The sequence below is a fragment of the Ruicaihuangia caeni genome (genome assembly GCF_029952955.1).
Taxonomy (GTDB): Bacteria; Actinomycetota; Actinomycetes; order Actinomycetales; family Microbacteriaceae; genus Ruicaihuangia; species Ruicaihuangia caeni.
The window spans coordinates 785,820-805,065 of the sequence record NZ_JASATX010000001.1 but is presented as its reverse complement, the minus strand read 5'-3'; the positions used below and the strand labels follow the sequence as shown (position 1 = coordinate 805,065).

At 68.3% G+C, this 19,246-nt stretch carries 17 protein-coding genes; all 17 read right to left on the bottom strand.

All coding sequences use genetic code 11. The features are described 5' to 3' along the window. Window positions 1-110: 110 nt before the first annotated feature. Window positions 111-1,010, bottom strand: a complete 900-nt coding sequence (gene gmk / locus QF206_RS03725) for a guanylate kinase (RefSeq protein WP_281487840.1) — start codon at window positions 1,008-1,010, stop codon at window positions 111-113. Further along, window positions 998-1,876 carry an orotidine-5'-phosphate decarboxylase gene (gene pyrF / locus QF206_RS03720; protein ID WP_281487839.1) on the bottom strand — a complete coding sequence of 293 codons (879 nt, stop codon included), beginning with the start codon at window positions 1,874-1,876 and terminating at the stop codon, window positions 998-1,000. Before pyrF ends, gmk begins: the two co-directional genes overlap by 13 nt. Then, the gene (carB, locus tag QF206_RS03715; RefSeq protein ID WP_281487838.1) at window positions 1,869-5,171 is read right to left on the bottom strand and encodes a carbamoyl-phosphate synthase large subunit; all 3,303 of its coding nucleotides are present in this window, start codon (window positions 5,169-5,171) and stop codon (window positions 1,869-1,871) included. The genes pyrF and carB overlap by 8 nt, the downstream gene beginning before the upstream one ends. Next, on the bottom strand, window positions 5,171-6,346 hold the full coding sequence (carA, locus tag QF206_RS03710; protein ID WP_281487837.1) for a glutamine-hydrolyzing carbamoyl-phosphate synthase small subunit: 1,176 nt from the start codon (window positions 6,344-6,346) through the stop codon (window positions 5,171-5,173). Before carA ends, carB begins: the two co-directional genes overlap by 1 nt. Further along, window positions 6,343-6,864 carry a PH-like domain-containing protein gene (locus QF206_RS03705; protein WP_281487836.1) on the bottom strand — a complete coding sequence of 174 codons (522 nt, stop codon included), beginning with the start codon at window positions 6,862-6,864 and terminating at the stop codon, window positions 6,343-6,345. Before QF206_RS03705 ends, carA begins: the two co-directional genes overlap by 4 nt. Before the next feature lie 3 nt (window positions 6,865-6,867). After that, entirely contained in the window at window positions 6,868-8,196 is a 1,329-nt protein-coding gene (locus tag QF206_RS03700) for a dihydroorotase (RefSeq protein WP_281487835.1), read from the bottom strand. After that, window positions 8,193-9,146 carry an aspartate carbamoyltransferase catalytic subunit gene (locus tag QF206_RS03695; RefSeq protein ID WP_281487834.1) on the bottom strand — a complete coding sequence of 318 codons (954 nt, stop codon included), beginning with the start codon at window positions 9,144-9,146 and terminating at the stop codon, window positions 8,193-8,195. Before QF206_RS03695 ends, QF206_RS03700 begins: the two co-directional genes overlap by 4 nt. Beyond that, the gene (pyrR, locus tag QF206_RS03690) at window positions 9,143-9,673 is read right to left on the bottom strand and encodes a bifunctional pyr operon transcriptional regulator/uracil phosphoribosyltransferase PyrR (protein WP_281487833.1); all 531 of its coding nucleotides are present in this window, start codon (window positions 9,671-9,673) and stop codon (window positions 9,143-9,145) included. The genes QF206_RS03695 and pyrR overlap by 4 nt, the downstream gene beginning before the upstream one ends. A 111-nt stretch (window positions 9,674-9,784) precedes the next feature. Next, window positions 9,785-10,228, bottom strand: a complete 444-nt coding sequence (gene nusB, locus QF206_RS03685) for a transcription antitermination factor NusB (RefSeq protein WP_281487832.1) — start codon at window positions 10,226-10,228, stop codon at window positions 9,785-9,787. Next, complete coding sequence (gene efp / locus QF206_RS03680) at window positions 10,228-10,791, bottom strand: elongation factor P (RefSeq protein ID WP_281487831.1); 564 nt, start codon at window positions 10,789-10,791, stop codon at window positions 10,228-10,230. The genes nusB and efp overlap by 1 nt, the downstream gene beginning before the upstream one ends. 126 nt (window positions 10,792-10,917) lie before the next feature. After that, the gene (aroB, locus tag QF206_RS03675; protein WP_281487830.1) at window positions 10,918-12,045 is read right to left on the bottom strand and encodes a 3-dehydroquinate synthase; all 1,128 of its coding nucleotides are present in this window, start codon (window positions 12,043-12,045) and stop codon (window positions 10,918-10,920) included. Next, entirely contained in the window at window positions 12,042-12,575 is a 534-nt protein-coding gene (locus tag QF206_RS03670; protein WP_281487829.1) for a shikimate kinase, read from the bottom strand. Before QF206_RS03670 ends, aroB begins: the two co-directional genes overlap by 4 nt. Then, the gene (aroC, locus tag QF206_RS03665) at window positions 12,556-13,758 is read right to left on the bottom strand and encodes a chorismate synthase (protein WP_281487828.1); all 1,203 of its coding nucleotides are present in this window, start codon (window positions 13,756-13,758) and stop codon (window positions 12,556-12,558) included. The genes QF206_RS03670 and aroC overlap by 20 nt, the downstream gene beginning before the upstream one ends. An 83-nt stretch (window positions 13,759-13,841) precedes the next feature. After that, on the bottom strand, window positions 13,842-14,711 hold the full coding sequence (locus QF206_RS03660; protein WP_281487827.1) for a shikimate dehydrogenase: 870 nt from the start codon (window positions 14,709-14,711) through the stop codon (window positions 13,842-13,844). Beyond that, window positions 14,681-16,108: an endolytic transglycosylase MltG gene (mltG, locus tag QF206_RS03655; RefSeq protein ID WP_281487826.1), complete on the bottom strand. Its 1,428-nt coding sequence runs from the start codon at window positions 16,106-16,108 to the stop codon at window positions 14,681-14,683. The genes QF206_RS03660 and mltG overlap by 31 nt, the downstream gene beginning before the upstream one ends. After that, entirely contained in the window at window positions 16,105-16,569 is a 465-nt protein-coding gene (ruvX, locus tag QF206_RS03650) for a Holliday junction resolvase RuvX (RefSeq protein ID WP_281487825.1), read from the bottom strand. The genes mltG and ruvX overlap by 4 nt, the downstream gene beginning before the upstream one ends. Next, a complete protein-coding gene (gene alaS / locus QF206_RS03645; protein ID WP_281487824.1) occupies window positions 16,569-19,229 on the bottom strand; it encodes an alanine--tRNA ligase in 2,661 nt (886 codons plus the stop codon). Before alaS ends, ruvX begins: the two co-directional genes overlap by 1 nt. Window positions 19,230-19,246: the final 17 nt, after the last annotated feature.

Genomic DNA, 19,246 nt, shown 5'->3' with positions numbered 1-19,246 from the left:
TTGATCGATGGATCCGCGATCGGCTGAGCCGATCATTCGAGCGGTGGTTGCCGGACGGTGGCCCGGTTCCCCGCGAGAAAAACGGACGCGCTCACACGCCGAGACGGCGCTCAGTCGCGAGGCGCTGCCAACAAGTCTACGACCTCCTGCGCGGCGCGGCCCACCTCGTCGTTCACGACCCGGTAGTCGAACTCATCCTGCGCCGCCAGTTCGATCTTCGCGGTCTCGAGCCGGCGAGCCTGTTCCTCGCTCGTCTCGGTGCCGCGGCCGATCAGGCGGCGGACGAGTTCCTCCCAGCTGGGCGGCAGCAGGAAGACGAGCTGTGCCTGCGGCATGGCCTGCCGCACCTGTCGCGCGCCCTGCAGGTCGATCTCGAGCAGCACATCGCGTCCCGAGTCGAGCGCAGCGTCGATCGGCGGGCGCGGGGTGCCGTAGCGGTAGGCATTGTGCACGGTCGCCCACTCGAGGAACTCGTGCCGTTCCAGCATCCGATCGAACTCTTCATCGCTCACGAAGTAGTAGTGCCGGCCGTGCTCCTCGCCCGGGCGCGGCGGACGAGTCGTGGCGGAGATGCTCAGCAGCACATCGGGGTGGTACTCGCGGATGTGCGCGGAAACGGTGCCCTTGCCGACGGCCGTGGGGCCGGCGAGCACCAGCAGGTTGCCGCGCCGTGCCGAGCGGTCCTCGCGCGCCTCGAGGAAGTTCCGGAGACGGACGCGCTGTCGCACGCCGAGACCCCCCAGCCGCTTCGATTCGGCGATCCCAAGGCGCTCCATGATGCGGGCGGTACGGGTCGGCCCGAGCGTCGGGATGCTGGAGAGCAGTTCACGCACGCGAAGGCTGGCCTCTGCGGTGGCGGCAGGGTCGTTCCAGGCCTTCTCGGCGACCTCGAGCGGGCTGCGGGCGCGCGTCGCGATTGCCCGCTTCACCTCTGCACGCGCACGCCTCGCCGCCACTGCGGCGCGCGACGCGGCGGCACGGTCGACATCGGGCGGCGTCATGCGAGGCATTCGGACACCTCCGCCGAGTGCCTGCGCACCGCTTCCGCGAGACGCTCCGGCCCGACCTGCAGCACGCTGCGCGAGACCGACACGAGCGCGGTGTCGGCAAGCGGACCGAAGAGGCGGCGGATGTCGCTGAACCGCGCGCCCTGATGACCGAACCCCGGCGCGAGCACCGGAGTACCGGCCAGCCGGTGCGGGTCGATCCCATAGGCGCCCAGCTCGACGGTCGCTCCGAGCACGAGCCCGAACGAGCCGGGGATGCGCGCATGATTCCAGCCCGAGACCTCATGCGCGATGGCGGCCGCTACGGTCTCTCCCGTGCCCGGCACGATCGCCTGCTGCAACCCGAACGACTCGGGGTTCGAGGTCGCGGCGAGCACGAAGAGACCCTTGCCCTGAGCGGTTGCCAGAGCCCGCACGGCGTCGAGCGACCCCGCTCCTTGGTACGCGCTCACCGTCATGGCGTCGGCTTCGAGGGGCGAGCCGATGGAGAGCCAGGCCCGCCCGTACGCCTCAACCGTCGACCCGACGTCGCCGCGCTTCGCATCGGCGATGACGATGAGCCCGGCGTCCCGCGCCTCGGCCAGCACGGCCTCCAGCGCGCTGTACCCGGTTGCGCCGTGACGTTCGAAGAACGCCACCTGCGGCTTGATCGCGCACGCCTGACCCGCTGCTGCCTCGACCGCACGCAGACCGAAGTCGCGGACGCCGCGCGCGTCGTCGGGCAGTTCCCACGCCTCGAGCAGCCACGGGTGCGGATCGATCCCGACGCAGAGGTGCCCACGCTCGGCGAACGCGGCGGCGAGCCTGTCGCCGAACGGCGTCACGCCGAGTTGCTGCACGTCGGGCCGGTGCTGGAGCGGGTCAAGCACTGGCCACCTGCTTCTGGCGACGCTGTTCGTAGTCCTGCAGGCTGGTGACCTCGAACGGCTCATTCGCCGTCTCGAGCGAGGCGACCGCCGCGTTGAACTGGGCGATCGTGGTGAAGATCGGCTTGTCGGCCGCCACAGTCGCCATCCGGATCTCGTAGCCGTCGGCACGAGCGCTCCGACCGCTCGGGGTGTTGACCACGATGTCGATCTCGCCGTTGTTGATGAGGTCGACCACTGTCGGGTGGCCGTCTGCGCTGGTCTGCCCCTCGAAATGCTTGCGCACGATGTCGGCATGGATTCCGTGTCGGCTGAGAACCTCCGCCGTGCCTGCGGTCGCGACGATCCGGTAGCCCATCTGCTGCAGGCGCAGCACAGGCAGTGTGACGCCTCGCTTGTCGCGGTCGGCGACGGATACGAAGACGGTGCCGGATGCGGGGAGCCCTCCATAGGCCGCCTCCTGGCTCTTCGCGAACGCCCGCGGGAAGTCGGCGTCGATCCCCATCACCTCGCCGGTCGAGCGCATCTCCGGACCGAGCACCGAGTCGACGATGCGGCCCTCCGGAGTACGGAAGCGCTTGAACGGCAGCACGGCCTCCTTCACCGACACCGGGGTGTCGAGCGGAACGTCGGAGCCGTCCTGAGTCGGAAGCAGGCCCTCAGCGATCAGTGAGTCGATGCTCTCTCCGGCCATGACTCGGGCCGCGGCCTTCGCGAGCGGAATGCCGAGCGCCTTCGAGACGAACGGCACCGTGCGTGAGGCGCGAGGGTTGGCCTCGAGCACGTAGAGCACGTCTTGGCCGATCGCGAATTGCACGTTGAGGAGGCCGTTCACGCCGACGCCTTCGGCGATGCGCTCGGTCGCCTCCCGCACGCGTCGCACCACGTCGCGTCCGAGGGTCACCGGCGGCAGCGTGCACGCGGAGTCGCCGGAGTGGATGCCGGCCTCCTCGATGTGCTCCATGATGCCGCCGACGTACAGCCGCTCGCCGTCGTAGAGCGCGTCGACGTCGATCTCGATGGCGTCGTCGAGGAAGCGGTCGACGAGCAGCGGCTGACCGGGCCCGATGATCGCCTGATCGCCGACACGATCGAAGTAGCCGCGCAGCGAATCACTGTCGTACACGATCTCCATGCCGCGACCGCCGAGCACATAGCTGGGGCGCACGAGCACCGGGTAGCCGATCTCCTCGGCGACCGCGACGGCCGTGTCGACGTCGATGGCGGTGCCGTTGCGCGGGGCGAGGAGCCCGCCTTCATCGAGGATGCGGGAGAACTCGCCGCGCTCCTCGGCCAGGTCGATCGCTTCGGGCTGCGTGCCGAGAATCGGCACGCCCGCGGCCTTCAGCCCCTTCGCGAGCCCGAGCGCGGTCTGGCCGCCGAGTTGCACGATCACACCGAGCAGTTCGCCCGAGCGGCTCTCGGCGTGGATCACCTCGAGCACGTCCTCCAGCGTGAGCGGCTCGAAGTAGAGCCTGTCGCTCGTGTCGTAGTCGGTCGAGACGGTCTCGGGGTTGCAGTTGATCATGATCGACTCGAAGCCGGCGTCGTGCAGTGCGAACGACGCGTGCACGCAGCTGTAGTCGAACTCGACGCCCTGGCCGATGCGGTTGGGCCCTGAGCCGAGGATGACGACCTTCTTGCGCTCGCTCGGCATCACCTCGGTCTCGAGGTCATAGCTCGAGTAGTGGTACGGCGTGAGCGCCGGGAACTCGCCCGCGCACGTGTCGACCGTCTTGTACACGGGACGGATGCCGAGCTCGTGGCGGATCGCTCGCGCCTCGCTCTCGGTGAGCCCGCGCAGCTCGCCCACCTGGGCGTCGCTGAATCCGTGGTCCTTGGCGAGCATGATGGTCGCCTCGTCGAGCTCTGCAGCCTGGCGCACCTGCTCGGCGACCTCATTGATGAGCACGATCTGGTCGATGAACCAGGGGTCGATGGCGGTGGCCTCGAACACCTCGTCGATCGTGGCGCCGGCGCGAAGCGCCTGCTGCACCGTGACGATGCGCCCATCGGTCGGGGTGCGAGCGATGTCGAGCAGCTCGCGCTTGTCGCCGGGTTCGCCGCGCCAGTGGAAGCTCGATCCGCGCTTCTCGAGCGAGCGCAGCGCCTTCTGCAGTGCGGTGGCGTAGTTGCGGCCGATCGCCATGGCCTCGCCGACCGACTTCATGGTGGTCGTCAGGGTCGGGTCGGCGAGCGGGAACTTCTCGAATGCGAAGCGCGGCACCTTGACGACGATGTAGTCGAGTGTCGGCTCGAAGGATGCGGGTGTGACGCGGGTGATGTCGTTGGGGATCTCGTCGAGGCGGTAGCCGATGGCGAGCTTCGCCGCGATCTTCGCGATCGGGAAGCCGGTCGCCTTCGAGGCCAGGGCGCTGGAACGCGAGACGCGAGGGTTCATCTCGATGACGATGACGCGGCCGGTCGCCGGGTCGACCGCGAACTGGATGTTGCATCCGCCGGTGTCGACACCGACGAGCCGGATGATCTCGATGCCGATGTCGCGCAGGTTCTGGAACTCGCGGTCGGTGAGCGTGAGCGCCGGGGCGACGGTGATCGAGTCGCCGGTGTGCACGCCCACGGGGTCGACGTTCTCGATAGAGCAGACGACGACCGTGTTGTCGGCCGTGTCGCGCATGAGCTCGAGCTCGTACTCCTTCCAGCCGAGGATCGACTCCTCGAGCAGCACCTCGGTGGTGGGGCTCTGGTGCAGCCCGTCGGCCACCATGCGCTCGAGCTCCTCGCGGTTGTACGCGAAGCCGGAACCGAGCCCGCCCATGGTGAACGAGGGCCGGATCACGAGCGGGTAGCCGAGGTCCTCGGCGAACTCCACGGCCTGCTCCACCGTGTGCGCGATGTGGCTGCGTGCGACATCCGCGCCCGCCTCGATCACGAGGTCCTTGAAGAGCTGGCGGTCCTCGCCCTTCCGGATGGCTTCGACGCGCGCGCCGATCAACTCGACCCCGTGCTTGTCGAGGATCCCCTCCTCATGCAGCGAGATCGCCGCGTTGAGGGCGGTCTGCCCGCCGAGCGTCGGGAGCACGGCATCCGGCCGCTCCTTCTCGATGATGCGCTCGAGCACCTCCGAGGTGATGGGCTCGATGTACGTGGCGTCGGCGAAGTCCGGGTCGGTCATGATGGTGGCCGGGTTCGGGTTCACCAGGATGACTCGCACGCCCTCCTCGCGCAGCACACGGCACGCCTGGGTGCCCGAGTAGTCGAACTCAGCGGCCTGGCCGATGACGATCGGGCCGGACCCGATCACGAGGACGCTGCGGATGTCGTCGCGCTTTGGCATTACTGGTTGTCCTTCTGGTCGTCGTCCGACGCGGTGCGGTGCACGCGGCTCGCGACGAGGTCGCGGAAGCGGTCGAAGAGGTAGTTGCTGTCGTGGGGGCCGCTCGCGGCCTCAGGGTGGTACTGCACGCTGAACGCCGGGATGTCGAGCGCCTGCAGCCCTTCTACGACGCGGTCGTTGAGTCCGAAGTGGCTCACCTCGACGCGGCCGAACCCGGCCGGGGATTCGACGGTCTCACCGATCGGTGCGTCGACGGCGAAGCCGTGGTTGTGGCTCGTGATCTCGACTCGTCCGGTCTGCTGATCGAGCACGGGCTGGTTGATGCCGCGGTGCCCGAACGGCAGCTTGTACGTTCCGAAACCGAGGGCGCGCCCAAGCAGCTGGTTGCCGAAGCAGATGCCGAAGAACGGCAGCCCGGCGCGCAGCACCCCCTGCAGCACCTCCACCTGGTCGTCGGCGGCGGCCGGGTCGCCGGGGCCGTTCGAGTAGAAGACTGCAACCGGGTCGATGGCCAGGATGTCATCGAGCGTGGAGTCCTGCGGCATGACGTGCACCTCGAAGCCGCGAGCGGTCAAGTAGTGCAGCGTGGAAGCCTTCACGCCCAGGTCGAGCACGGCGAGTCGGCCGAGCTGCTCCCCCTCTGCGGGCAGCACGTAGGTCTCGCGCGTCGAGACCAGCGCCGAGAGGTTCTGGCCGGCCATGCTCTCCGAGCTGGTGACCGCTGCGAGCTGCTCGGCCGGGTCGAGCGCTGCTTCCTCGCCGCTGAAGATGCCGGCGCGCATCGCGCCCACATCGCGCAGGCGTCGCGTGATCGCGCGGGTGTCGACCCCGCGGATGCCGATGATGCCGTGCGCGACCAGGTCGTCGTCGAGCGTGCGTTCGGCGCGGAAGTTCGACACGACGCGGGAGGGCTCGCGCACGACGAACCCGCTGACCCAGATGCGGTTCGACTCCGGGTCTTCGTCGTTCATGCCGGTGTTCCCGATGTGCGGCGCGGTCATCACGACGATCTGGCCGGCGTAGCTCGGATCGGTGAGCGTCTCCTGGTATCCGCTCATGCCGGTGGCGAATACGGCTTCACCGAGCACGCGACCGGTCGCGCCCCAGGCCTGGCCGGTGAAGCGGCTGCCGTCTTCGAGGACGAGTACTGCGGTGTTGGTGGTTTCGATGGTCACTGGGGTCGACTCTCTTGTGCGTCGGATCGTGTGTCCGGGATCAGGGTTCGGATATCGGCGACCACATCGTCGAGGTCGGTGCGGTCGGTGAGGCGGAGGTAGCTCTCCACCGGTGCGCCGCCGAGCAGCCACCCGATGAGCAGCAGGCCTCCCGGCTCGACCACTCGATCGATGGTCCACGTCGCGCGGCCAGCGCCGACGAGGTGGTCAGCGGGGATGAAGACGGGTGCGCTCCCCGCGAGATCCAGCGTGATGCCGGTCTCGAGCACCTCGAGCGCGCCGCGGGCGCGGAACCCGAGGCCGCGGACCGCCACGCGCTCGAGCGGCTTGCTGGCGGCGGTCGTCGCGACATACAGCACGGGCACGGAGCGGAGCGATCGCCCCGGCTCGCTGGGCGCCTCCAGCGGAGCTCCGAGCGCACCCTGCCGGCGCACCCGGTTGCGCCAGCCGAGCGCCATGAGGCCGAGCAGCACCGCGCCGAAGGCGAGTGCGATCCACGCGTACACCCACTTGTCCACGGTTCAGCGCCCCCTCGTGGCAGCAGCCGAGGCCGCGACCCGCTCGACGTCGACGAGCTCGCCGTCGAGCACGGTGGGGTACCCCTGGTGCACCGTCGCCACCACCCGTCCCGGCAAATTGCGGCCGAGGTACGGCGTGTTCACGCTCTTGCCCCGGAGATCGCTCGCATCGAAGACGCGTGACGCTTTCGGGTCGTACAGCGTGAACTCTGCGGCACTCCCCGGCGAGAACGGGCTGTCGTACCCGCTGAGCCGGCCGATGCGAGCGGGCGCCGACGAAAGGACTCGCGCGACATCGCTCCAGTCGAGCAGCCCGGTGTCGACCAGCGACGACTGCACCACAGGCAGGGCCGACTCCAGGCCGACCATGCCGAAGGCGGCCTCATCCCAGGCGCACTCCTTCGCCTCCGCGGGGTGCGGCGCGTGATCGGTGGCGACGATGTCGATGGTGCCATCGGCGACGCCGGAGCGAAGCGCTTGCACATCGTCGTCACTGCGCAGCGGTGGATTCACCTTGTACCGGGTGTCGTAACCGGAGACGAGCTGGTCGGTCAGCAGCAGGTGGTGCGGCGTGACCTCGGCTGTCACCTGAACTCCGCGAGTCTTGAACCAGCGGATGAGCTCGACCGAGCCGGCCGTCGAGACATGGCAGATGTGGATGCGCGCGCCGACGTGCTGCGCCAGGAGCAGGTCGCGGGCGATGATCGCCTCCTCGGCCATCGCCGGCCACCCGACCAGGCCGAGTTCGCTCGAGAGCGCGCTCTCGTTCATGGTCGCGTTCTCGGTCAGCCTCGGTTCTTGCGCGTGCTGCGCGATGACCCCACCGAAGCCCTTGACGTACTCGAGCGCGCGTCGCATCAGCAGCGCGTCTGAGACGCACTTGCCGTCATCCGAGAATACGGTCACGCCGGCTCGGCTGCGGGCCATAGCGCCGATCTCGGCGAGCTGCCGGCCCTCGAGCCCGACCGTCACGGCGCCGATGGGCCGGACGGTCGCGTAGCCGTGCTCGACCCCGAGCGAATGCACCTGTTCCACGACGCCCGCCGTGTCGGCCACCGGGTGGGTGTTGGCCATGGCGAAGACCGCAGTGAAGCCTCCGATCGCGGCCGCGCGCGTGCCCGTCAGCACGGTCTCGCTCTGCTCCGAACCGGGTTCTCGCAAGTGGGTGTGCAGGTCGACGAGCCCGGGCAGCGCCTGCAGGCCGTCGGCATCGATGACGTGCTCGACTGGGGAGCTGAGCAATGAACCGAGTTCGGCGATGACGCCGTCGCGCACCAGCATGTCGGTTCGTGTGCCGTCGGGGAGGGTAGCGGCCTTCACGAGAATCGTCATGAACGCACCTCTCGTTCGCCTGAGAGCACGAGGTAGAGCACTGCCATCCTTACCGCGACCCCGTTGGTGACTTGTTCGAGCACGGTCGACCGAGGAGAGTCGGCAGCGGCGGCGGAGATCTCCAGGCCGCGGTTCATCGGGCCGGGGTGCATCACAATCGTACCGGCAGGCAATCGGGCGGCTCGTTCGTCGTCGAGACCCCACTCCCTCGCGTACTCACGAGCGTTCGGGAAGAACGCGGCGTGCATGCGTTCGGCCTGCACGCGCAGCATCATGACGACATCGGGGCCGTCCTCGATTGCGGCATCGAGGTCGTAGCCGATCTCGACCGGCCAGGACTCCACGCCGATCGGCACGAGGCTCGCCGGTGCGACGAACCGCACGCTCGCGCCCAGTGTGGTCAACAGCCAGAGGTTCGACCTCGCGACCCTCGAGTGAAGGATGTCGCCGACGATCGTCACGGTCAGCCCGTCGAGTCCCTTGCCTCTCGCGGCGGCACCGTGCACCCGGCGCCTCATGGTGAAGGCGTCGAGGAGCGCCTGGGTCGGGTGCTCGTGCGTGCCATCGCCCGCGCTGACGACGCCAGCGTCGATCCAGCCGCTGCGGGCAAGCGTCTGCGGAGCGCCGGAGGCACTGTGGCGGATCACCACTCCGTCAGCGCCCATGGCGGCGAGCGTCTGAGCGGTGTCCTTCAGGCTCTCGCCCTTCGAGACGCTCGATCCCTTCGCACTGAAGTTGATGACATCGGCGCTCAGCCGCTTCGCGGCGGCTTCGAACGACATCCTCGTCCGTGTGGAGTCCTCAAAGAACAGATTCACGACCGTCTTCCCGCGCAGGGTCGGCAGCTTCTTCATCTCACGGTGGGCGACCCCGGCCATGTCCTCTGCGACGTCGAGGATCCCGATCGCTTCGTCACGGGTCAGTTCCCGGGTGGATACGAGGTGTCTCATGATTCGATCACCACCTCGTCGATGCCGTCGGTCTCTTCGAGGCGCACCATGATGCGCTCACTCTTCGAGGTCGGCAGGTTCTTGCCGATGAAGTCAGCGCGGATGGGGAGTTCGCGATGCCCGCGGTCGACGAGCGCTGCCAGCCGTACCGCGCGAGGGCGGCCGTGGTCGCTGAGCGCGTCGAGCGCTGCCCGCACGGTGCGGCCGGAGAACAGCACATCGTCGACGAGCACGACCGTCTTGCCGTCGATGCCTTCCGCGGGGATGTCGGTGGGCGCCGGCACGCGGGTCGGCTGCGATGCGAGGTCGTCGCGGTAGAGCGTCACATCGATCGAGCCGACGCCGAACGGAACGGCTTCGATGCTCGAGATGTTCTGCGCGATACGGCGAGCGAGGGCGACTCCGCGAGTCGGGATCCCGAGGATGACGAGGTCGGCGGCACCCCGATTCGATTCGAGGATCTCGTGGGCGATGCGGGTGAGAGCCCTGGTGATATCGGCGTGCTGAAGCACAGTGCGCGCAGCCATGCCGACCTCCTTCCCCGCCTCACAGGACGGACTTAAAGGACGTCAAATGTTCCGTCGGCCAGTCTACAGGTCTGCTCGAGGCAGCCGATCGGGGCGGACCAGCCGATGGGGCTATTCCGAGTCGACCGCCCCGGAGCTGCGAGCGGGTGCGAGCTGGGCGATTCGCGCCAGCAGCCCGTTGACGAACCCGGGTGAGTCATCGGTGCTCAGCAGCGTCGCCGCCTCGACGGCTTCGGCGATGGCCGCCGTGGTGGGCACCTCGGTGTTGTGCATGAGCTCCCAGACGCCGATGCGGATGATGGCTCGGTCGAGCGCCGGCATCCGGTTCAGGGTCCAGCCGTGGGCGTACGTCTCGATGAGCTCATCGATCTCGGCTTGACGCTCGACGACTCCTGTGACCAGCCGGGTCACATAGCCCCACTCGGCGAGCCGCTCGCGGTGCGCATCGGCTCGGCGCGCGGCGTCGTCGTACGCTTCCGAGATGCTGCGCCCCCGCACATCGGCTTCGAAGAGGATCTCGAGCGCGCGACGGCGCGCTTTCGTGCGAGCTCTCACTAGTCGTTGACGCGGCCGAGGTACTCGCCCGACCGGGTGTCGACCTTCACCTTGGTGCCGGCTTCGAGGAACAGCGGTACCTGGATCTCGTACCCCGTCTCGACGGTGGCGGGCTTGGTACCGCCGGTCGAGCGGTCGCCCTGCAGGCCGGGCTCGGTGTAGGTGATCTCGAGCACGACGGATGCCGGAAGGTCGACGTACAGCGGCAGGCCGTTGTTCATGGCGATGACCACGCTCTGGTTCTCGAGCATGAAGTTCTTCGCGTCGCCGACCACCTCTGCCGGCACCGTGATCTGGTCGTAGTCGGTGGAGTCCATGAACACGAAGCCGTCGCCGTCGCTGTAGAGGTAGCTGAAGTCGCGGCGGTCGACGTTCTCGAGCTCGATCTTCGTGCCGGCGTTGTAGGTCTTGTCGACGGTCTTCCCCGTCACGACGTTCTTCAGCTTGGTGCGCACGAAGGCACCGCCCTTGCCGGGCTTCACGTGCTGGAACTCGACCACGCTCCAGAGCTGGCCGTCGATCTTGATGACGACGCCGTTCTTGATGTCAGCGGTAGTTGCCATGAGTGTTCCGTTCGTGGTCGTGTGATGGGTCGTTGGCCCGCGCGAAGGATCGGTCCGCGCCTCGAGGCCGCGTGCGGAGCCCGGTGGCCGCGCCTGCCGTTGCCCGCATAGCAGTGTAGTGGCAGATCAGGAGCCGATCTCCTGGTAGGCCGCGAACAGCAGCGCTTCCTCGGGCCCAGCGAGCACGCGAGGTCGCCCGATGTCGTCGAGCACGATGAAGCGCAGCATGCCGCCACGAGCCTTCTTGTCTCGCTGCATGGTGGCGAGGAGCGTGCGCCACCTGCCGACCGGGTAGGTGGTGGGCAGGCTCAGCAGATCGAGGATCCGGCGATGCCGGTCGACCACGGCGTCGCTGAGTGAACCGGCGATGCGGCCGAGCTCAGCGGCGAAGACCATTCCGATCGCGACCGCCGCGCCGTGGCGCCACTGGTAGCGCTCGGCATGCTCGATCGCATGCCCGAGCGTGTGGCCGTAGTTGAGGATCTCGCGCACTGATTGCTCGGTGAAGTCTTCGCCGACCACTCGGGCCTTGAGCTCGATCGAGAGCTCCAGCACCCGCCGGAACTGGGGCGCGGCCGGATTCGTCGCAGGTTCAGGGTCGGCCTCGATGATGTCGAGGATCTCGGGGGCGCCGATGAATCCGGCCTTGACCACCTCGGCCATACCGGCCAGCACCTCGTTCCGAGGCAGCGTGTCGAGAAGTTCGAGGTCGACGATGACAGCAGCCGGGGCGTAGAAGGCGCCGACGAGGTTCTTGCCCTCGTTGGTGTTGATCCCCGTCTTCCCCCCGATCGCCGCGTCGACCGCGCCGAGCACTGTGGTCGGGATGTGCACGAGCTTCACACCGCGCAGCCAGGTCGCCGCCACGAAACCACCCAGATCGGTGGTCGCGCCCCCGCCGAGCGTGATCACGACGTCGCTTCTGGTGAAGTCGGTCTGGCCCATGATCTGCCAGCAGAACGCGGCGACCTCGATGCGCTTCGCGCCCTCGGCATCCGGAATCTCGGCGAGCAGCACCTCATATCGCTCGCGCAGGCGCTCGCGCAGGGCCTCCGCTCTCGCACCTAGCGTCGGGGCGTGCACGACGAGGATCTTCTTCACCTGTTGACCGAGGGCTGCGACGAGCTGCTCGTCGAGGATGCCGCGGCCGACCGTGACACGATACGGGTTCGCGCCGCCGACCTCGATCACCGAAGTCGTCTCGGCATTGGCGTCTCCGGCAGTCTCCGGGCGCTCTTCTCCAGGTGCGGTCATCGGGTCTCCTCCTGCTGGAGCCATTCGGCGATCTCGGCAGCGATCTCATCAATCGGTCGCTTCGAGGTGTCCCACGAGCGGGTCGCGAGCGACTCGTACACGGGCGTGCGCTGTTCGACGAGCCGTTTCCACGCCTCGACACCACCGTCCTTGAGCAACGGTCGGTTGCCGCCCTTGAGCCGAGACGCCACGGCCTCCGCCGTCGTCGTCAGCAGCACGACGCGGTGCCCGGCGAGAGCCGCACGGGTCGCGGGATGCATCACCGCTCCCCCTCCGACCGACACGACCGCATGCTCGATGAGCGCCCGGGCCACCTCTTCGCGCTCGAGCTCGCGGAAATGCGGCTCGCCCATGCTCGCGAATATCTCGGTGATCGGCCCATGCACCGCGACGATCCGCTTGTCGGTGTCGACGAAGTCGGAGCCCAGCAGTCGGGCGACGCGCTTGCCGATCTTCGACTTGCCGGAACTCGGTGCGCCGATGAAGATCGCGATCGGGCGCGGGGCCGCCTCACTCACCGGAGACGACATCGGTGCGAAGCGACGCTGGGATCGATTCGAGGTAGGCATGCAGGTTGCGACGCGTCTCAGCGACCGAGTCGCCTCCGAACTTCTCGAGCACGGCCTCAGCGAGCACGAGCGCGACCATGGCCTCGGCCACGACGCCGGCAGCGGGCACCGCGCACACGTCGGAGCGCTGGTGATGCGCGGGGGCCGGGCCGCCTGTCGCCACGTCGATCGTGCGAAGGGCCCGCGGCACCGTCGCGATGGGCTTCATGCCGGCGCGCACACGCAGCACTGTGCCGGTGCTCATTCCGCCTTCGGTGCCCCCGGCGCGATCGCTCACGCGACTGATGAGGCCGCTGTCGTGCACCAGTTCGTCATGCGCGGCGGAGCCTCGACGCGTGGTCGTCAGGAAGCCGTCGCCCACTTCGACGCCCTTGATCGCCTGAATGCCCATGAGGGCTCCCGCGAGGCGCGAGTCGAGTCGGCGGTCCCAATGCGTGAACGATCCGAGCCCCGGCGGTACGCCGTAGGCCAGCACCTCGACGATTCCGCCGAGCGTGTCACCTGCCTTGTGGGCGTCATCGACCTCGGCAACCATTCGCTCGCTGGTCTCAGGGTCGAAGCAGCGCAGCGGGTCGGCGTCGAGTGCTTGGACGTCATCCGGCAACGGCAGAGCGCTTCCTTCAGGAACCCGCACCGGGCCGATCGAGAGCGTGTGGCTCACCAGACGGATGCCGAGCTCTCCCAAGAAGCTCTTGGCCACGGCGCCGAGCGACACCCGTGCAGCGGTCTCGCGCGCGCTCGCGCGCTCGAGCACGGGGCGGGCCTCGTCGAAGCCGTACTTCTGCATGCCGACGAGGTCGGCGTGGCCGGGGCGAGGACGCGTGAGGGGCGCCCCGCGGCCGCCGGTCAGCTTCTCGGGGTCGACCGGCTCGGGGCTCATGACGTCGACCCACTTGGGCCACTCGGTGTTCCCGATGCGAAGAGCGACGGGGCCGCCGAGCGTCTTGCCATGGCGCACGCCACCAGAGATGCTGAGCGCATCCTCCTCGAACTTCATGCGCGCGCCGCGGCCATAGCCCAGCTTGCGACGCGCGAGATCCGCGCGGATCATGGCCGAACTCACCGGTACATCTGCGGGGAGTCCTTCGAGCACGGCGATGAGCTCGGGGCCGTGCGATTCCCCGGCGGTCAACCAACGAAGCATGATCTCAATCCTCCCACAGGCCAGCAGCGCGCCCGGCCGGGCCGCGATGCGCCGCCACTATGACGACAGATGCGGTGCGGTGATCACTGCTCGAGGCCGACGGCCTCGCGCATCTTGGCGAAGACGGCCGGCTCATCCGGAAGAGGCGCCTCGGCATCCCCCTGCACGAAGATGCGCACCTGCACGAGCGCTTGGTACGCGAGCATCTCGAGTCCGTGCAGCACACGACCACCTGCTGCGAGCCACACAGCCGCGATGGAGGTCGGCCACGGCTTGTACGCCACCTCGAACAGGGTCGCCTCGTGGGTCAGCCGCTCGTGCAGTTGCAGGTCGACCGTGGAACCGTTCGGAATGGTGCTGACGACGACATCGCTCTGCACATCGTCGAGCTCCGCGAGCGAGCGCACTTCGAGTTCGACGCGCTGCGCCTCTGCGAGGGGTCGCAGCCAGTCGGCGCGAGCTGGGGTGCGCACGGCGACGGTCACCCGGTCGGCGCCGAGGCGGTGCACCGCCGCGATTGCGCAGGCAGCGGTCGCACCGCCCCCGAGCACGAGTGCGCGGTCGATGTGAGTGAGGCCTGCGTTTCGCAGGGGCTCAGTGATGCCGAACACGTCGGTGTTCCACCCACGCCGCCGCCCGCGGTCGAAGAGCAGGGTGTTGGCCGCACCGGTCAGGTCGACGAGCGGGTCCCTCTCATCGAACAGCGGAATGACCGCCTGCTTCAACGGCATGGTGATCGAGAAGCCGCGCCACTCAGGACCCCGGCTGTCGATGAACTCCTGCAGTGTCTGCTCAGTGATCTCCTGCCGCTCGTACTCCCAATCGAGTCCGAGGGCTCGGTATGCCGCGCCGTGCAGCGCCGGTGACTGCGAATGCGAGATGGGCGAGCCGAGCACGGCGAGCCGTCGTTGTGCCGCGTCCATCAGCATCCCGATCCCGGATTGGCGCGGCACCAGCCACGCAATTGCTCAACCGCGGCTTCGTGCTCGGCGAGCGTCGTGCTGAACACGGTCTCTCCGGTGTTCAGGTCGACCGTGACGAAGTAGAGCCACGAGCCGTCAGCCGGATGCAGGGCGGCCTCGAGCGCGAGATCGCCGGGTGCCGAGATCGGACCGATCGGCAGTCCCGCGTGCACGTACGTGTTGTACGGGTTGTCGTCGGAACGCTCCTCGTCGGTGGTCCAGACGCTCTCACCGGCTGTGCTCTCCCCCGTGCGCCACTCGATGCCGTAGTGCGAGGTCGAGTCGAACTGCAGCGGCATCCCCTCGGCGAGCCGATTCTCGATGACCCGCGAAACCCTCGCGAAGTCCTCTGGCTGTCGCGCCTCGCGCTGCAGCAGCGACGCGATCGTCAGCACACGGTGGCGATCGCCGGGAGCCACTCCGAGCGCGTCGAGGCGTTCGGTCATGGTGCTCACCAGCTGCGCGAGCTGCTCCTGCGCGCCCACACCCGGGTTGAACGTGTAGGTGGCGGGGAACAGGTACCCCTCGAGGCTCGGCAGCGACGCGGGAAGACCGTAGAGCGCGGGGTCTGCGACAGCCTCGTAGTCAGCGACTGGCACGCCTGTGGCTGCGCTGAGCTCGGCGAAGACCTGCCACTGGGTGATGCCCTCGCGAATCGTGGCCCTCGCCTCGACGCGGTTCGCGGGATCTTGCAGCGCCTGAAGGGCGGATGCCGCACTCATCTGCTTCTCGAGCTGGTAGGCGCCGGGAGTGAACGTCGGCTGCTCCTGCAGCAGCAGGCGGTAGAACGCCTCGAACGTCATCGTCACGCCCGCCTCGTGCAGGGTGCGCGCGACATCCTCTCCGATCTCGCCCTCTGCGATCACGACTGTGACGGGTTCGCCGTTGCCATCGCCCTCGTAGTCGATGGGCAGTTCCCAGCCCATCACCTTGCGGACCTGGTCCTCGAACATCACCCAGGTCGCGGCCGCCCCGATCGATCCGACGGCGAGCAGTCCGATGAGCACCCAGAGCCAGGTCAGGCGCCGCCTTCGCGGAGACTTCTGCTGCTGGGCAGGCTCGACGGCGTCGACAGTGCGAGGCGTCCAGAACTCCTCGGGAAGCACAGGCGCAGTGCCATCCGGCTCGGCGGCCGCTGCCGCTGCCGTGGCTGGTGCCGCCGTCGGCACGTCATCGCTGGCGGGCGGCGAACTCGCTTGCTGCGGATGCTCGGGCAAGGGCTCGGGCAGCTCGGAGGCCTCCTGCGGCGGCGCGGAGGGGCTCGCTGGTGTGACGATCTCCGGTCGCTTCGCCCTCAACTCGCCCTGGCGCTCGCGCTCGAGGTCGCGCGCCTCACGTCTGGTCAACGGCTGCGATCGACCATGATCGCGCCCGTGTTCGTCTGTCACTGCTGCTGATCCTCTTCTGGAACCACGACGGTGCCCGGTGGAGCCGGATTCGAGGCCTCGGCGTCCAGTGCGTGCTGCAAAATTATCACTGCGGCGGCCTGGTCGATCACACTGCGCGACTTCTTCGTGTTCTTGCCGACGGTGCGCATGACGGAATGGGCCGAAACGGTCGAGAGGCGCTCGTCGACCAGGCGGACCGGGATGCCCGACTTCGCCAGCGCCAGGGCGAAGCCGCGAGCGTCCGCCGTGGAGGGCGTGTCTCCCCCGCCCAGCGCGATCGGCAGCCCGACCACGATCTCGATCGCGTCTGCATCCCGGGCATGATGCAGCACCGCGTCGATCGCGTTGTCGTCGCGGGGCACGGTCTCGACGGGAGTGGCCAGCATCCCGTGGGGGTCGCTCATCGCCACCCCCACTCGGGCTTTGCCGACGTCGACGCCGAGGCGCCTGCCTGCACGCATCAGACCGGTGCGAGGCCGGCGCGCACGGCATCGAGCGCGGCGGGAACGGCGGACGCGTCGGCGCCGCCGCCCTGGGCCAGGTCGTCCTTGCCGCCACCGCCACCGCCGAGCGCGCCCGCGGCGGCCTTTGCGAGCACACCGGCCTTGATCCCGCGCTCGCGCGCCGCCTCATTGGTTGCGACGATCACGAGCGGCTTGCCGCCGGCGATTCCCGAAAGCGCGACCACCGCGGGCTCACTGCCCAACCGCGAGCGCACGGCCGTCACCAGACCGCGGATGTCATCGCCTGACGACACCGAGCCGAGATGGTCGATCACCGTTGTGACGCCGTCGCTCTTCAGAGCGGATGCCGCGAGCTCTGGCACGCGCGACTGCAGTGCCTGCGCTTCGAACTGCGCGATTCGCTTCTCGGCTGCCTTGAGGCCCGCGACGAGTTCGGCGATGCGGTCGGGCAACTGCTCTCGCGGCGTCTTGAGCGTCGAGGTGAGCTGGGAGACGATCGCGCGCTCGGCCGCCAGTTCGCGGAACGCGTCATGGCCCACCAGCGCTTCGACGCGGCGGTTGCTCGACCCGACGCTGCTCTCGCTTGTGAGGCTGATGAGTCCGACCTGTGCAGAGCTCGAGACGTGGGTGCCGGCGCAGAGCTCTCGTGACCAGGGCCCGCCGATGTCGACCATGCGCACGGTGTCGCCGTACTTCTCGCCGAAGAGCGCCATGGCACCCATCGAACGGGCTTCGTCGAGGGGCATGATCCTGGTGACGACCTCGAGGTCGTCGTGGATCGCAGCGTTGGCGATCTCCTCGATCTCGCTGCGCGTCTCGAGCGAGAGCGCCTGGTTCCAGCCGAAGTCGAGACGCATGTAGCCGGCCTTGTTGTACGAGCCGGACTGGTGCGCCTCATGTCCGAGCGTCTGGCGGAGCGCCGCGTGCACCAGGTGCGTGGCAGAGTGCGCCTGCGCCGCGGCGTGCCGGTAGGCCGGGTCGACGACCGTGGTGGCCGCAGCGCCGACCGAGACCTCTCCAGCGCGCACCTGTACCTTGTGGCTGATCAGCCCCTTCACCGGGCGCTGCACGTCGAGCACCTCGAGGTCGAAGCCGTCGCCGACGATGCTGCCGGCATCCGCATCCTGACCACCGGACTCGGCGTAGAGCGAGGTCTCGCCCAGGATCACCTCGGCGATCTGACCCACCGTCGCCTGGTGCACCGGCGCTCCATCCACGATGAGCCCGAGCACGGAGGACTCCGTCTGCAGGTACTCATAGCCGGTGAAGACGGTCTCTCCCTTGGCGCGGAACTCGCGATACACGGAGAGATCCGCGAGCGACTGCTTCTTTGCTCGCGCATCGGCCTTGGCGCGGGCGCGCTGCTCGGACATGAGCGAATCGAAGGCAGCGCGATCGACGCTGAGACCTGCCTCCTCAGCCATCTCGAGGGTGAGGTCGATCGGGAAGCCGAAGGTGTCGTGCAGAAGGAACGCGGTGTCGCCCGCGAGCCCGCTGCTGCCCTTCTGCTTGGCGTCTGCGACGGCGAGGTCGAGAATGGTGGTTCCGCTGCTGAGCGTGCGGAGGAAGGTCTCTTCCTCGCCGAGCGCGAGCCGGCTCACGCGGTCGTATTCGCGAGCCACCTCGGGATACGCCGTCTGCATCGCGTCTCGTGACGCGGAGAAGAGCTCGGCGAACGTCGGCTCTTCGACGCCGAGCAGGCGCATGGCCCGAATCGATCGGCGGAGCAGACGGCGGAGGATGTAGCCGCGACCCTCGTTGCCAGGCGTGACGCCGTCGGTCATGAGCATGAGCGACGAGCGCACGTGGTCTGCGATCACGCGCATGCGCACGTCATCCTCGTGATCCGCGCCGTAGCGGCGCCCCGACAGCTCGGCGGCGCGATCGAGCACAGGCCTCACCTGGTCGATCTCGTACATGTTCTCGACGCCCTGCTTCAGGAACGCGACGCGCTCCATGCCCATGCCGGTGTCGATGTTCTTCTTGGGCAGTTCGCTCACGATGCGGAACTCGGTCTTCGAGCGCACATCGTCGATGAGGTACTGCATGAACACGAGGTTCCAGATCTCGAGATACCTCGAGTCGTCGACGGCCGGCCCGCCGTCCGGTCCGTACTTCGGACCGCGGTCGAAGTAGATCTCGGAGCAGGGGCCCGCGGGGCCCGGCTGGCCCGTCGACCAGTAGTTGTCCTCTTTGCCGAGCCGCTGAATGCGCTCGAGGGGAAGGCCGGCAACGCGTCGCCAGTAGTCGATCGCCTCGTCGTCGTCCTCGTAGACCGTGACCCAGAGGTCCTTCTCGTCGAACCCCAGCCCGCCATCGCGCTCTGAGGTGGTGAGCAGCTCCCACGCGTAGGCGATCGCCTGCTCCTTGAAGTAGTCGCCGAACGAGAAGTTGCCGTTCATCTGGAAGAACGTGCCGTGGCGGGTGGTCTTGCCGACCTCTTCGATGTCGAGCGTGCGGATGCACTTCTGCACGCTCGTCGCCCGGGGGTACGGTGCCGGCACCAGACCTGTCAGGTACGGGATGAAGGGCACCATGCCGGCGATCGTGAACATCACGGTGGGGTCGTCGGCGATGAGGGAGGCGGAGGGAACGACGGTGTGGCCGCGCTGCCCGAAGAAATCGAGCCAGCGGCGCTGAATTTCAGCGGTCTGCATGGGGTCCTGAGCTGTGG

Coding starts and splice junctions, on each gene's coding strand:
- gmk (WP_281487840.1), bottom strand. CDS start 1,010: ATGCCTCGCATGACGCCGCCCGATGTCGACCGTGCCGCCGCGTCGCGC.
- carB (WP_281487838.1), bottom strand. CDS start 5,171: ATGCCAAAGCGCGACGACATCCGCAGCGTCCTCGTGATCGGGTCCGGC.
- QF206_RS03700 (WP_281487835.1), bottom strand. CDS start 8,196: ATGACGATTCTCGTGAAGGCCGCTACCCTCCCCGACGGCACACGAACC.
- QF206_RS03695 (WP_281487834.1), bottom strand. CDS start 9,146: ATGAGACACCTCGTATCCACCCGGGAACTGACCCGTGACGAAGCGATC.
- pyrR (WP_281487833.1), bottom strand. CDS start 9,673: ATGGCTGCGCGCACTGTGCTTCAGCACGCCGATATCACCAGGGCTCTC.
- efp (WP_281487831.1), bottom strand. CDS start 10,791: ATGGCAACTACCGCTGACATCAAGAACGGCGTCGTCATCAAGATCGAC.
- aroB (WP_281487830.1), bottom strand. CDS start 12,045: ATGACCGCACCTGGAGAAGAGCGCCCGGAGACTGCCGGAGACGCCAAT.
- QF206_RS03670 (WP_281487829.1), bottom strand. CDS start 12,575: ATGTCGTCTCCGGTGAGTGAGGCGGCCCCGCGCCCGATCGCGATCTTC.
- aroC (WP_281487828.1), bottom strand. CDS start 13,758: ATGCTTCGTTGGTTGACCGCCGGGGAATCGCACGGCCCCGAGCTCATC.
- ruvX (WP_281487825.1), bottom strand. CDS start 16,569: ATGCGTGCAGGCAGGCGCCTCGGCGTCGACGTCGGCAAAGCCCGAGTG.
- alaS (WP_281487824.1), bottom strand. CDS start 19,229: ATGCAGACCGCTGAAATTCAGCGCCGCTGGCTCGATTTCTTCGGGCAG.